This window comes from Rhizobium skierniewicense, from assembly GCF_014196515.1.
Lineage (GTDB): Bacteria > Pseudomonadota > Alphaproteobacteria > Rhizobiales > Rhizobiaceae > Agrobacterium > Agrobacterium skierniewicense.
In genome coordinates this window covers 265185-279065 of record NZ_JACIDV010000005.1, presented here as the reverse complement: position 1 = coordinate 279065, position 13881 = coordinate 265185, and the positions used below count along the sequence as shown (strand labels likewise).

The 13881-nt window shown below is 57.0% G+C and carries 13 protein-coding genes; 7 read left to right on the top strand and 6 right to left on the bottom strand.

Features of this window, described 5'->3' with window-relative positions:
* Window positions 1-62: 62 nt before the first annotated feature.
* Complete coding sequence (locus tag GGQ73_RS10300; RefSeq protein ID WP_183896014.1) at window positions 63-887, bottom strand: creatininase family protein; 825 nt, start codon at window positions 885-887, stop codon at window positions 63-65.
* A 78-nt stretch (window positions 888-965) separates the two neighbouring features.
* Between GGQ73_RS10300 and GGQ73_RS10295 the strand changes: the two genes are divergently transcribed.
* From GGQ73_RS10295 to GGQ73_RS10285, 3 genes are all read left to right on the top strand, one after another.
* A complete protein-coding gene (locus GGQ73_RS10295; protein ID WP_183896012.1) occupies window positions 966-1475 on the top strand; it encodes a MarR family winged helix-turn-helix transcriptional regulator in 510 nt (169 codons plus the stop codon).
* A 121-nt stretch (window positions 1476-1596) separates the two neighbouring features.
* On the top strand, window positions 1597-2619 hold the full coding sequence (locus tag GGQ73_RS10290) for a LacI family DNA-binding transcriptional regulator (RefSeq protein ID WP_174153964.1): 1023 nt from the start codon (window positions 1597-1599) through the stop codon (window positions 2617-2619).
* A gap of 69 nt (window positions 2620-2688) precedes the next feature.
* A complete protein-coding gene (locus tag GGQ73_RS10285; protein ID WP_183896010.1) occupies window positions 2689-3651 on the top strand; it encodes a 2-hydroxyacid dehydrogenase in 963 nt (320 codons plus the stop codon).
* Between the two features lie 139 nt (window positions 3652-3790).
* Here the strand turns inward: GGQ73_RS10285 and GGQ73_RS10280 are convergent, their stop codons facing one another.
* The gene (locus GGQ73_RS10280) at window positions 3791-4606 is read right to left on the bottom strand and encodes a gamma-glutamyl-gamma-aminobutyrate hydrolase family protein (protein ID WP_183896008.1); all 816 of its coding nucleotides are present in this window, start codon (window positions 4604-4606) and stop codon (window positions 3791-3793) included.
* A 225-nt stretch (window positions 4607-4831) separates the two neighbouring features.
* Here GGQ73_RS10280 and GGQ73_RS10275 point away from each other — a divergent pair, with 225 nt between their 5' ends.
* Window positions 4832-5938, top strand: coding sequence for a TRAP transporter substrate-binding protein (locus GGQ73_RS10275; protein WP_183896006.1), 1107 nt, complete (start codon window positions 4832-4834; stop codon window positions 5936-5938).
* A gap of 392 nt (window positions 5939-6330) precedes the next feature.
* Here the strand turns inward: GGQ73_RS10275 and GGQ73_RS10270 are convergent, their stop codons facing one another.
* Entirely contained in the window at window positions 6331-8112 is a 1782-nt protein-coding gene (locus GGQ73_RS10270; RefSeq protein ID WP_174153960.1) for a TRAP transporter large permease, read from the bottom strand.
* Between the two features lies 1 nt (window position 8113).
* On the bottom strand, window positions 8114-8674 hold the full coding sequence (locus tag GGQ73_RS10265; protein ID WP_174153959.1) for a TRAP transporter small permease subunit: 561 nt from the start codon (window positions 8672-8674) through the stop codon (window positions 8114-8116).
* Window positions 8675-9139: 465 nt separating this feature from the next.
* On the opposite strand from GGQ73_RS10265, the gene GGQ73_RS10260 reads away from it, so the two are divergent.
* The 3 genes from GGQ73_RS10260 (at window position 9140) to GGQ73_RS10250 (ending at window position 11991) form a co-directional block, all read left to right on the top strand.
* Window positions 9140-9364 (top strand): aa3-type cytochrome c oxidase subunit IV, encoded by a 225-nt coding sequence (locus GGQ73_RS10260; RefSeq protein WP_174153958.1) that lies wholly within the window; start codon window positions 9140-9142, stop codon window positions 9362-9364.
* A 195-nt stretch (window positions 9365-9559) separates the two neighbouring features.
* Window positions 9560-11413, top strand: a complete 1854-nt coding sequence (locus tag GGQ73_RS10255; RefSeq protein WP_183896004.1) for an ABC transporter ATP-binding protein — start codon at window positions 9560-9562, stop codon at window positions 11411-11413.
* Between the two features lie 47 nt (window positions 11414-11460).
* Window positions 11461-11991 carry a hypothetical protein gene (locus tag GGQ73_RS10250; RefSeq protein WP_183896002.1) on the top strand — a complete coding sequence of 177 codons (531 nt, stop codon included), beginning with the start codon at window positions 11461-11463 and terminating at the stop codon, window positions 11989-11991.
* Between the two features lie 64 nt (window positions 11992-12055).
* On the opposite strand, the gene GGQ73_RS10245 is transcribed toward GGQ73_RS10250, so the two are convergent.
* On the bottom strand, window positions 12056-13114 hold the full coding sequence (locus tag GGQ73_RS10245; RefSeq protein ID WP_183896000.1) for a D-alanyl-D-alanine carboxypeptidase family protein: 1059 nt from the start codon (window positions 13112-13114) through the stop codon (window positions 12056-12058).
* A gap of 186 nt (window positions 13115-13300) precedes the next feature.
* On the bottom strand, window positions 13301-13726 hold the full coding sequence (locus GGQ73_RS10240; protein ID WP_183895998.1) for a sulfocyanin-like copper-binding protein: 426 nt from the start codon (window positions 13724-13726) through the stop codon (window positions 13301-13303).
* Between the last annotated feature and the right edge of the window lie 155 nt (window positions 13727-13881).

Genomic DNA, 13881 nt, shown 5'->3' with positions numbered 1-13881 from the left:
GAATGGGCCGCGACGCGGCTTTGAATGCGTTGCCGTTCATATAGGCGTGTGGCGGAATGAGTTCAAAGAGAATCTGCCGAAGATTTTTGATCCGAGCTTTCAAGCAAATTCATGTCGAAGGCGCAGACGTCTTCTAGAAGCTCCAGCAGGCCCGCCACCGCATGGGCGATGATCGCCCCACCCTTTTCAGCCGTTGCGGCGGCTGCATTGCCTGCCACGCCCTGCGGGTTGAGGTCCGACATGCGCCAGCCGAAAGCATGGGGGCCATAGGCGCGCAGGTGTGTGAAGCGCCGGACAAATTGCGATTGGTTCGACGAAAAATTTTCCGCCTTCTCCATCCGCACCAGCTCCGGATGTAAAGCCAGCATGACGGAGGTTTCGATGTCGCCACCGTGAATGTCGATGGCTTTTTCCTCCGGAGAAATAACGCTGTGCGGCATGCCGAAACGGGTCCAGCTGGTGGCAACCGCCAGCATGCCGAACCGCACCCGCGCTTCGGTGGCAACGATGGTCATCAGCGCAGAATTGCCGCCATGGGCGTTCAGCATGACGAATTTGCGGACGCCCTTGCGGTGCTGCGCTTCAGCGATCTTGAGCCAGCGTTGGACGGCTTCATCGAAGGCCAGCGTTTTCGTCCCGGGGACATCCATATGTTCGATGGAGTATCCGACAGGTTCGGTGGGCAGGAAATGGATGGGGGAGGAAGAAGCAAGCGCTTGCTTCAATCGCTCCACCACCCCTTGAGCGATCAGCGTATCGGTCTCGAACGGCAGGTGGGGTCCGTGCTGTTCGTGCGCCCCTAGAGGAAGGACGCTGACAATCTCGTTTTGCGCTGAAGATGCGGCTGTTACGTTATTGTCGTGAATATGCGTATATGTGTCTGACATCTGGCGATCTGCGCGTGCATTCGTTAAGTGTTACCAAGAACATATCGTCGTCCGGGACTTCAGGAAAGGCATTTGCTGATGAGCAAGGATAAGCTGGCCAAAAAGAACAAGTCCGAGAAGAAAGCCAAGTCCGGCAAAAAGAAGGACGTCCCGTTCAACCCGGAAGAACTGGCCCAGTCCATCACGCAGGCCGCACGCTCCATGCGCACGGCGCTGAGCCACAACCTTTCCGCCAGCGGTCTTTATGCAGGGCAGGACGGGGTGATCCTCGCGCTGGCGCAGGAAGGCAGCATGACGCCGGGCCAGATTGCCCAGAAGCTTGGCGTCAAGGCACCGACCATGACACGCACGATCGGCCGGATGGAAGCACAAGGTTTTGTCGAGCGCAGCGCAGGCGACGGTGATGGGCGGTTGACGATGGTAAAGCTGACGGAGGCGGGTCTGAAAAGCGTCGAACACATCAACACGTCTCTGGCCGACTGTAACTCCCGCGCCGTGGATGGATTGTCCGCCAAGGAGGTGAAAACAGTGGTCAAGCTGCTGCGGACCATCGACGCCAATTTGCAATCCTTTGAATCAATCGATTAAAATTTTGAATTTCATTCTGCCATCGCCTTTAACCTCTTAAAATCGTTGCGCGCTTTGTTTAAATTGTTTAGTCACAATTTAAAGGCTGCGGAGGCGGCTTGCGTGACTGTGGGAGGGACCTGTGGCGCAAAAAATCAAACTATCGACCATTGCCGAAAGCCTTGGGCTATCAACCGCGACCATCTCGCTGGCATTGCGCGACAGTCCGCTGGTGGCGGCCGATACGCGCGAAAAGATCAAGATTCAGGCGAGGGCGCTGGGTTACATCTACAACCGCCGCGCTGCCAGCCTGCGCACCTCACGCTCCGGCATTATCGGTGTGGTGTTCCACGATGTGATGAACCCGTTCTACGGGGAGATTCTCAAAGCGATCGAAAGCGAGCTGGACCGCAGTCGCCAGACCTTCATCCTGTCCAACCATTACGATTCCGTCGAGAAGCAGCGCACCTTTATCGAAACGCTGCTGCAGCTGGGCAGTGACGGCATCATCATGTCGCCTGCCATCGGCACGCCGCTGGAAGACATGACGCTGGCTGAGGAAAACGGCATGCCCGCCATTCTGGTGGCGCGCTCTATGGATGGGGTGGATATGCCGACGTTTAGGGGCGATGACAGCTATGGCATCTCGCTGGCCACCAACCATCTGATCAGCCTTGGCCACCGCACCATTGCGATGGTGGGCGGCACCGACCAGACATCGACCGGTCGTGACCGCTATCAGGGCTATGTCAATGCGCTGCGCAAGGCTGGCATCGAGGTTGACCCCAACCTGCGCATTCCCGGTGCACGCTCCAAGCAGGGTGGGTTCGAGGCTGCGGTGAACTTTCTGTCGCTGCCCCAAAAGCCGACCGCTGCGGTGTGCTGGAACGACCTTGTTGCCATCGGCCTGATGAACGGTGTCTCCCGCGCCGGCTTCGTGCCGGGCAAGGATATTTCCGTGACCGGCTATGACGATCTGGAAGAGGCAGCGATTGCGACACCGGCGCTGACGACCGTTTCCAACGGTCAGGCGGAAGTCGGGCGGTTGGCGGCGCGTGCGCTGCTGGACCGGCTGGCGGGCAGCCATGAGCCTGACGGTATCCACCTCATCAAGCCGGAAATGCGCATTCGTCAGTCCACCAGTCCCTGCGTTCCGCGCACGTAGCTTTTTGGGTTCCGCTTTGTGAGCCTATCGGCTAGCTTGGCCTCATGCATCGTAGGAGGATATAAAAGCATGTCAGACAGCAAAGCCGTGGTTCTCGTTCCGGGAAAAATCCATCCTCGCGTTCTCGAGCGCTTCGAGGGCAAGGTGGAGGTCATCAAGGCACCGGCGGGACCAGAGCCGACCCTTTCTGCTGTGGATGCGCAGCGCGTGACGGCCGTTGCGGTTGCCGGTGGCTTTAATGCCAAATGGATGGACGGGCTGCCCAATCTGAAGGTAATCGCCAATTTCGGCGTCGGCTATGATGGGGTGGACGTGAAGCATGCCGCCTCTCGCGGCATCATCGTCACCAATACGCCCGACGTTTTGAACGACGAGGTGGCCGATACGACGATTGCCCTGCTGATCAGCACCGTCCGGCGCCTCTATCAGGCGGAAAAGCATCTCCGTGATGGCAAATGGGTGGCCGAAGGGCCGTTTGCGCTTTCACCGTTTTCGCTGCGCGGCCGCAAGGTCGGCCTGTTCGGCATGGGCCGCATCGGCCAGGAAATCGCCAAGCGGCTGGAGCCGTTCAAGCTTGAGATCGGCTATCACACCCGCAGCAAGCGCGACGAGCTTTCCTACACCTATTACGGCTCGCTGAAGGAGATGGCCGAGGCTGTCGATATCCTCATCTGCATCGTGCCCGGCACGCCAGCAACGCACAAGGCCATCAATGCCGACATCCTCGCCGCACTCGGTTCGAACGGAGTGTTCATCAATGTGGGTCGCGGTTCCAGCGTGGACGAAGACGCGCTGCTGACGGCACTTCAGGACGGCACGCTGGGGGCTGCTGGTCTCGACGTGTTCTACGAGGAGCCGAAGGTGCCGGAGGGCTTCCTCTCTCTGCCGAATGTGACGTTGCTGCCGCATGTGGCATCGGCGTCCGTGCCGACGCGCAATGCCATGGCCGATCTGGTGGCGGAGAATGTGCTGGGGTGGGTGACCAGCGGCAAGGTGGTGACCCCGGTGCCGGAAACCCCTGTCAAGGGGTGAGGGGGTGATGAGCTCTCCCCTTGTGGGAGAGGACGAACATCGTGATCTGAGCTCAGGCTAAGTCAGGGATTTTTCAGGACAGACGTGGGTGAAGGGTGCTGCACACCCCTCACTTGCGATTTCTGACACGTCAGCAAGCTTAAGATACGGAAAACACCTTCTCTCCCACACGGGGAGAGCTGAACGCCGCGAACTTGGATTCGATCTTGCCTGCCTGATATTTCCTAACGGCTCGTCCGAACGCCTCAAACAGCGCCCGGGATGGCGCGTCGGTCTGCGCCCAATATTCCGGGTGCCACTGTACGCCGACAGCGAAGCCTTTCGCGTCGATGACGGAGACGGCTTCGATGGTGCCATCCTCAGCCGTTGCTTCCACCCGAAGTGATGGTGCCGTCTGCGCGATGGCCTGGCGGTGGAGTGAGTTGATCTGGACTTCGCCTGCCATACCCAGATGCTGGGCGATGCACGATCCCTGGCGGATGAAGACCGGCTGGCGGATGGCAAAGGCCTTGTCACGGTCGACATCTTCGGGTTTGCGGTGGTCCCAGTTGCCGGGTTGTTCCTGAATTTCGCTGGCGAGCGTGCCGCCCAGCGCCACGTTCAATTCCTGAATGCCACGGCAGATGGCGAGCATCGGAATGCCGCGTTCGATGGCGCGGCGGATGAGCGGCAGGCTGGTCGCATCGCGCGCGTGATCGAACGGGCCGTCGCTGTCCTTGGCTTCTGCGCCATACAGCGAGGGGTGCACGTTGGTCGCGGAGCCGGAAACGAGCAGGCCATCGACGCGGTCCAGAATGGCGTCGACATCATTGCCCTCTTCGAGTGCAGGGATGATGAAGGACATGACACCGGCCACGTTGAGCGCAGCGGACAGATACTGCGTCTGGGCTGCGTGCCATTCCGCACCAGCAAGAAACCTGATATCCGCGGGAATGGCGATGATGGGTCTGGACATGATGGCTCCGATGTCAATGTCATGCAGTGTGACGTCGTAAGGGGGCATTCGTCAAGCTTTACGCCCGCTGTTTTCGCTTATCTCTTTATTCTAAAGTATTAGGAAGGACTTATTCTTGAGCGATATGCTTGTCAGCATCTCAGACCCGTGCTTTGCTTGCGACAGGCCTGATAGCGGAGGGGAATTCGGCTGGAGGCTTCAAGATTCGTATCTGGGAGGATATTTATGGATCGTCGTTCGTTTATTAAAAAAGGTGCCGTTTCGGGTGCCGGAGCAGCCGCTGCTACCGTTCTCGCAGCACCGGCCCTTGCCCAGCAGAATACCAAGATCACCTGGCGCTTGACCTCTTCGTTCCCGAAATCGCTGGATACGATTTTTGGCGGTGCGCAAGACGTGGCAAGCCATGTTGCGGCAGCAACCGACGGCAATTTCAACATTCAGGTCTTTGCCGCCGGTGAAATTGTTCCGGGCCTGCAAGCCGCAGATGCGGTTACATCCGGCACCGTCGAAATGTGCCACACATGCTCCTATTATTACGTCGGCAAAGACCCGACCTTTGCGATCGGTACCGCCATTCCGTTCGGTCTCAACGCGCGTCTGACGAATTCCTGGTTCTATGAGGGCAATGGCAACACGCTGCTCAACGAATTCTACGCCAAGCATAATCTCTACGGCCTGATTTCCGGCAATACCGGCGTGCAGATGGGTGGCTGGTTCCGCAAGGAGATCAACACCGTCGAGGACTTCAAGGGCGTGAAGATGCGTATTGCTGGCCTGGCCGGCAAGGTGGTCGAAAAGCTGGGCGTGGTGCCGCAGCAGATTGCAGGCGGTGACATCTATCCGGCGCTCGAAAAGGGCACCATCGATGCCGCCGAGTGGGTCGGCCCCTACGACGACCACAAGCTGGGCTTCCAGAAAGTGGCGAAATACTACTATTACCCAGCCTTCTGGGAAGGTGGCCCGGTTATCCATTCCTTCGTCAATCTGGACAAGTGGAACAACCTGCCGAAGCACTATCAGGCCGTATTGAAGGATGCCTGCTCCTTTGCCAACACCAACATGATGGCGAAATACGACGCCAAGAACCCGACTGCGATCAAGCAGATCGTGGCGGAAGGCGCTGTGCTGCGACCGTTCAGCCAGGATATTCTCGATGCCTGCTACAAGGCCGCGCTGGAGGTCTATGCCGAGATTTCGGCCGTCAATCCCGATTTCAAGAAGGTCTACGAAGATCAGGTCGCCTTCAAGCGCGAAGGATATCTCTGGATGCAGCTCGCCGAATATACGTTCGATACGTTCATGATGATCCAGCAGCGCAACGGCAAGCTCTGAACGTCGTTATGGGTTGGGCAAAAATCGCAAACCCGGATCGAAAGATCCGGGTTTTATTTTGCGCCGAATGGTTGTCGGCACTCGACAAATACATCCTCAACCCTATGATCGCAATGGTTGAGCGCTAAAGCAGCACACTCCGGGGCCAGACGGAGTATCGGCGGAGACAGGCCCCGCCGACCTTGGCAACGGCCTTGCTGTTCAACTGTGGAGGTGATGCGATGCGAAAGCCGCTGAGCATTACGCTATTGTTTAGAAAAAGCCGGACAGGCTGGTCAATAGCTGTCCGGCTAACATTTCTAAGCAGGTAGTAAACCGGAAGGTAGAGTTAGCGCTCTGCCTTCCACTTCACCAGTATAATCTGTTTTAACACACGTAACAAGTGTTCTGCCTTACGGGCCGATCTTTGGTGGCTCGTTGAGATTGGGCGCGGCTGGAGCAGGCTGGGTTGGTTGCGGCCCTCCGAAGTTCAGCGGTGGCAAGCCAAGGCCGTTCTGCAACTGGGTGCCATTGCCGCCTCCAAGCGGTGGCAGTGAAAGCCCACCACCCGTGCCGAAACTGTCAGGTATGTCCAGTTTGATCGTGGTCGGATCCGCTGTCGGATTGTCGGTCTTGTAGTGCATGACCAGTCCGGGGAAGAAGATCACCACCATGATCATCATGAACTGGATGACGATATAGGGGAAAACACCCTTGTATATTTCCATGGTCCTGACACCCGGCATGGTCCTTTTGGTGACCTTGTCGACCCAAGGCGATTTGGGAGCGATCGAGCGCAGGAAAAACAGCGAGAACCCGAACGGCGGCGTCAGGAACGATGTCTGGAGATTTATGCCGAGAATAATACCGAACCAGACGAGATCGATTCCGAGCTTTTCTGCGACAGGTGCCAGCAGCGGCACCATGATGAAGGCGATCTCGAAGAAATCGAGAAAGCAGCCCAGAATGAAAATGATGATGGTGACGGCGATCAGAAAACCATATTCGCCGCCCGGCAGTGCCAGAAGCAGTTCCTCGATCCAGACATTGCCGTTGATGCCGTAGAATGTCAGGCCGAAGACGCGTGCGCCGATGAGGATCATCATGACGAAAGCGGACAGTTTCGTCGTTGCATCCAGAGCGTTTTTGATGATGCCGATCGACAGCCGTCTTTTGGCCAGGGCAAGCAACAGCGCACCGGTGGCGCCCATGGCACCGCCTTCCGTGGGGGTTGCGATGCCGAGGAAAATGGTGCCGAGGACCAGAAAAATCAGTGCAAGTGGCGGTACGAGGACGATAATGACCTGTTCCGCCAGTCTTGAGATGATGTTCAGCTTGTAGACATTGTTGGCAAGGGCCAAGCCATAGACGACAAAGACCGCAAAGGCGAGCGCTGCCACCAGTTGCCATTCGGGGCTGGAAATTCCCGCAAACAGCACATGCATTCCCAGAAAATACAGGGCGCAGGCAGAGGCGATCATGACGATCAGCGATGTTACCCCGTTTCCGAGTGTGCGCGCTTCGATGGGAAGAGCGGGAACCATGGCGGGACGGAACATTGAAACGGCGAAGATATACAGGCAGTAGGAGGCAATGATCAGCAGTGCCGGATAGAGCGCGCCGACATACATATCCCCCACCGAGCGACCGAGCTGGTCAGCCATCACGATCAGGACCAGCGAAGGTGGCACGATCTGCGCCAGTGTACCGGAGGCGGCAATCGTGCCGGCAACCAGAGGCCGATTGTAGCCATAGCGCATCATGATCGGCAGCGAAATCAGGCCCATTGCCATGACGGACGCGGCAACCACGCCCGTCGTTGCACCCAGCAGCGCGCCCACTAGGATGACGGCATAGGCAAGGCCGCCCCGGATTGGGCCGAACAGCTGCCCTATCGTGTCAAGCAGGTCTTCCGCCATGCGTGACCGTTCCAGAATGATGCCCATAAAGGTGAAGAACGGGATCGACAGTAGGGTATCATTGTACATGATGCCGTAAATGCGTTCCGGGTGGGATTGCAGCAGGGGCCAGAACAATCTGATTTCAGGTGAAATCCAGGAGAGCTCCACACCGATGGCGAAGTAGATCAATCCACCGGCGGCCAGGGTAAAAGCAACGGGATAACCGAGCAGCAACATCAGCATGACGCTGCTGAACATGACCAGTGGCAGGTTGTGAGCGATAAAATCGATCATGTCAGTTCCCCGCTGTTTCTGGTTTGCCGCTGCTATCCTCTATCTCTCGCGGGTCCTGGATCCGCCCGGTCAGCACCGCATATCGCTTGATGATCTCCGAGAATGCCTGGATGAGGAGAAGTCCGAAGCCGAGCAGCACGACAAGTTTGGCTGGCCAGATGGGCAGGCCGCCGGCATTGGACGAGACTTCTGCTGATAGAAAAGACGACCAGAACCATGGCCAGGCCAGATAGGTCATCAAGGCTGCAAACGGGACGAGGAACAGGATGTGCAACACCAGATCGACAAGATCGCGCGTGCGTTTCGACCAGTTTGCCGAGAGAACGTCGATGCGAACATGCTCGTTTTTCAGCAATGCATAGGCTGCGGCCATCATGAAAACGGTACCATAGAGATACCACTGGATTTCAAGCCAGGCGTTTGACGACACATTGAAAGCCTTGCGAACCACGGCGTTGGTGGCGCTGATCAAGATTGCGGCCAGCAACAACCATGAAACAGATTTCCCGATGGCTTCCGTAACTTTGTCTACGGTCGCGCTGAGCACGAGTAAAAATTTCATTTCCCCTCCTCCTTATGCTTGCGGCTCGTCGTTCAATCGACGTTTAGCCGTCCACCCTCTTGTTTTGCATCTTCATGAAATGGCTCGATCAAAGCCTTTTTTCTCTTAGAGCGCATTTTGCCAAATGCAACCGCATCGCATCACACCCACACTGCTGAATGCTATTTTGGTGGTACATCAATTATTAGCATGTTGCACTGCTTTTGGCTGGGACACCATGGCGCGGCAGAGTTTTACAGCATCCAGTCATTGTCTATTGGTCTAACGATCGGATTTTTCGTGCTGGTGTTGCTCACAAGGGTTTCCGATATCTTTGAACCTTGTGGGGTGAGTGGATTGCGTGTTTTGCAAACTTCATGTTACGTCTGGTGGTGGAGTTGGTTCGATGTTCTTAGCGCCACGGTGAGGCTGCCCTTGTGGCGGGGCACGAGGCGTTCAGCATCGTATGATTGAAGGGGAAATGGCATGAGCGAGCATCACAATGGTCCACTCGAAGTGGGCGCGCCGATGAACTATTCCGAGCACGAAAAGACCTATAACGGTTTTCTGGCTGCCTCGAAATACGGCACGATGATGGTGTGTGTCCTCATGCTCGCCATGGCCGTGGGCTTCTTCACGACTGGCGGCTTTTTCGGCGGGCTTCTCGTATTCGTCATTCTGACAGCGGCCGGTTTCGTCCTGCTCAGCTAATCCTTTTCGACCTTGTTGATCGGGATCGTGAAAGGCTTCTGTCTTTCACCCCTTCGTCGTGCGGTGTGATCTCTGCAAGTTTCCATTATGTCGTGCAATCTCAGATAAAATTTTGTCTGGGGAAGCAATCCATGGTTAAATCCTGGCGATTCTCGATGCTGTCGCCTTTCCTTTTCAGTTTTTCTGTCGGGTACCATGGCTTTTTCAGACTTCGTCTATCGCCCGTTCGAAGGGTTGATCCGTCCGCTTGATATTCCCTATACGCCACTACCTTCGCAGGGGCCGTTTCATCTTTTGATGCATTTCGTGCGGATGTTTCGTGGGGTGCTGATTGCGGTCTCGCTGTTCGCGATGTTGATGGAGGCGACCAACCTTTTTCTGATCTGGAGCTTTTCGAGCATCGTGGATGGCGTGACGGCGCAGGGTGCGAGACCATTTCTGGACAATGAGTGGCCGCTTTTGGCGATCATGGTTTTCCTGCTGTTTCCCGTGCAGCCGGTCCTCGCATTCCTGACCAATACGCTGTCGTCGCAAGCACTTGGGGTCGGCATGCCCGCAGCAATCCAATGGCAAGGGCACAAGTCGGTTGAGCGTCAGGATATGCGCTTTTTTCATGACCTGTTTGCCGGGCAGGTTGCCTCACGTCTGTCGCAGGTCGCCTCGGCTGTGCAGCAACAGGTTGTGGTGGGCTTCTACTCCATCCCGTTTTTCCTGATGCAATTCATCGGTTCGCTTTTCTTGCTTGGTAGCGTTGCATGGCCGCTGGCGGTGCCTGTCCTCATCTGGATCATCTTCAGCATTGTGATTGCCGTTCGCGCCGTTCCGAAATTTTCAGAACTGAGTCGGCGCTCGGCCAAGCAGCGTAGCCTTCTGGTGGGCTCGATGACCGATCTCTACGGCAACATACAGATGGTCAAGCAATTCGCGGCTGAAGACAGTGAAGCGGGAATGTTGCGCAAGGTGTTTGGCAATGTCATCGAAACCCAGCACAAGGAGCGGCGGGTCTATCTGACCACACGGTCCAACGTCCTTCTTCTCAGTGTCTGTCTCTGGATCGCCATGCTGGCCATCGGGTTCTGGGGCATGGTCGACGGCTTTGTCACCACCGGCCAGTTTGCAGGCTCCATCTATCTCACCCAGCGGCTTTCTGGAAATGCCCGTGCCTTCCTCGATATGGGACAGCAAATCTTTCAGGCAATTGGCACCATTCGTGACGCGATGCCGGTGATGACGACGCCACCGACCGTTATCGATGCGAAGGATGCACAGCCGCTCCGTGTGCAGCGAGGCGAGATTTGCTTCGATAAGGTCCATTTCAGTTATCGCCCCGACAAGACGGTGATCGATAATTTGACCTTGACGGTCGGGGCCGGTGAAAAGGTCGGTCTTGTGGGTCTTTCCGGTGCTGGCAAGACAACTCTGGTCAACCTGTTGTTACGGTTTTACGACGTGAATGCCGGTGACATTCTGATTGATGGCCAGAGCATCCGCTCCGTGACGCAAGGTAGCCTCCGCGAAAATATTGGTGTCATCTCACAGGATGTGTCGCTGCTGCACCGGTCGGTTGGCGACAATATTCACTATGGCAAGCCGGACGCCTCGTTCGAGGCGATCGAGGCGGCAGCGCGGGCAGCACAGGCGGAAGGATTTATCGCCGATTTGACCGACAGCGAAGGGCGCCGTGGCTACGAGGCCTTTGTTGGTGACCGGGGCGTCAAGCTTTCGGGTGGCCAGCGCCAGCGTGTGGCCATTGCGCGCGTGCTTTTGAAGGACGCGCCGATCCTCATTCTGGATGAGGCGACGTCTGCGCTCGACAGTGAATCGGAAGCCGCCATTCAGGATAAGCTCGATGTGCTGATGGCGGGCAAAACGGTGATCGCCATCGCCCACCGCCTTTCGACCATCTCGCGGATGAACCGGATCATCGTGCTCGACAAAGGGCAGATCGTGGAGGAGGGCGCACCGGCGGCTCTTCTCGAACAAGGCGGACTTTATGCCCAGCTGTGGCGCAGGCAGACTGGCGGATACATTGCCGACAGGCGCGAGTGATGAGCTTTGGGTTTCATCTTCAAATGACAGTCAAGGGAAGGATGCCGATGAGGGCGCTGATATATTCTTTTTTCATCATGTGTATTGCAGGCCCATCTTCGGCGCGTGATCTGACAGATTTCGAATTGATGACGCTTCATGTGGAGATTGCGGGGTACGAGACGGCGATGAAGCGTCACGATCTGGCAAAAATCAGCGAGACAGTTCCCCCTCGAATCATACATTTCGTCGCCCAACGCGCAGGCGTTCCGGACGCGCAAGTCCGCAGTGTGCTGACGGCGGAATTGCAGACCATCATGGCAACGGTCACATTTCTCAAATTCGAGATGGACGAAAAGAATATCGCTTTCAGGCAGACCCCGACCGGCGTTCCCTATGCCCTGGTCCCCAGCATGACACTCATGGAGATCAAGGGCGTCAAAATGGAAGCGAATTCGGAAACTCTGGCGATCATCGATGGTAAGGACTGGTACCTCTTGCGGGTCGACGACGAAAGCCAGATCTCGGCCTTGCGCCAGGTTTATCCTGATTTTGCCGATGTGACGTTTCCGACCGGGTCGGTGAAGGAGGTCGAGTGAAGGAGCTGGACGCCTGACCCTTCTCTCCTTTGCACCGTATCAGGCGTTGGAACCTCACGGTTTTCTATGGCTGGGAAGGTCGGGGCGTGGGGAGTGGAACGTCGTCGTTTGCGGTTTCGCTTTGCCAGGTGGAGATGGTGCGGACCTGTCCAGGAATCTGGTCGGTCAGGAAGGATTCGTGGCCCGGCAGGCCCATGGGATAAAGCGCTTCGCGTTCCGCTTCGTAAGGAATGCTCTTGTCCGTACACAGGCGAATGCGCATGTCCTGCGGGGCAACATCCGGGCGGTTCTGGATTGCGTCTACCGGGCCGGACGGGGGCAATTGACCGTTAAAGGCCTGCGTCAGGAATTGGGCGGCGCGTTCGTCGCGTTCGCGTTCCGTCGTCGCCCCCATCATCACGACCATGATGCGTTTTCCATTGCGGGTGGCAAGGCCGACATAGTTTCGGCCGGAAGCGCAGAGGAAGCCGGTCTTCATGCCGACGGTGCCGCTGAAACGGGTCAGCAAAGCATTGTTGGATTTGACCTCCTTGCCGTCGATGATGACGGCCGAGCCCTGAAAGAAGCGCGCATAGTCGGGAAATGTCTTGTCGATTTCCATGCCGAGGATCGCAAGGTCGCGGGCTGTCGAATAATTCGTCTTGTTGAACAGGCCGTTGGGGCTGGCAAAATGCGTTCCCGTCATGCCAAGGCGCACGGCCTGCGCGTTCATGCGTTGAACGAAGGCGGCCTCATCGGGTGCGACGGCTTCGGCCAGTGCCACGGCGACATCGTTGGCGGAGGCGGTGAGGGCGGCAAACAGGGCGTCTTCGAGCGTCATGGTCCGCCCAAAGGTCAGGCCCGATTCCAGAAAGGCCTGTTTCGTCGCGTTGCGCGTCATCATGACCGGCGTGGCCAGCGTCACCTGTCCGGATCGCAGGGCTTCAAAAACGACGAGTGCGGTCATGAGCTTGGTGGTGGAGGCCGGATACCAGGGCACGCCGGCATCTTCCTGATAGAGCACCTGGCGTGTTGCCGTATCAACGACCAGCACAGGTGTGGCGCTGGCCACGCTGCTTGCCAACAGGGACGCCGCAAACGCCAGATGGGTCCAAAGCCGTGCGGCTAATATAGTCTTTGTCATCTACCATTCTCCACGGAATGGTATTCTCATGGCATGAGTGGCCTTGCCGGTACAAGGGTTCGATCACGCTCATGGCCGACAAGGTGAACAGATGGTCGCGAGAAGACGGAATCACCACCGCTCGGGCACAGCGGGTCCGCTCTGCCCTCATGGAGCAGAGACGGCCCACGTGACTGGTCACGATGCTTATTTCGTGACGGTGAGGGTGGCGTGCATTCCGGCCTGGTAGTGACCCTTGATGTTGCACAAAAGCACATAGGAGCCTGGCGAGAGCTTGGCTTTCAACGTGCCATTGGCACCGGGTTTCAGATCGGAAACCTCGCCCATGCTTTTCAGCTTCTTCTCATCGATGCGGTTCTTGCCCGCAACGACTTCGAGCTTCTGGTCCGGCGACTTCAGTTTTACCAAGACCATTTCATGGTCTTCCGACATTGCGTCATTGTGAACCAGAAATGTCGTCTCGCCGGCGGTGATGGTCGATTTGTCCAGCATCAACGTCATCGGTCCACCACCTTCACCGCCTTCTGTGACCTTGATGGTGGTCGCGGCAAAGCTTTGCGATGCCATCATGAGAACGGCGGCGGCGGCGAGTGTGTAACGGATGTGTTTCATGGTTATGATCTCTCCTCGTTGATGCACGAAGGAGTAGAACGCCAGGCTGACACGAAGCTGAATGCAATGAGGTCGGTTGCCTGTTGAAAACGCCATAGTGGAAGTCAAAACGAAAAGCCGGACTGGGTCCGGCTTTTCTATCAAATGGCAGCGAT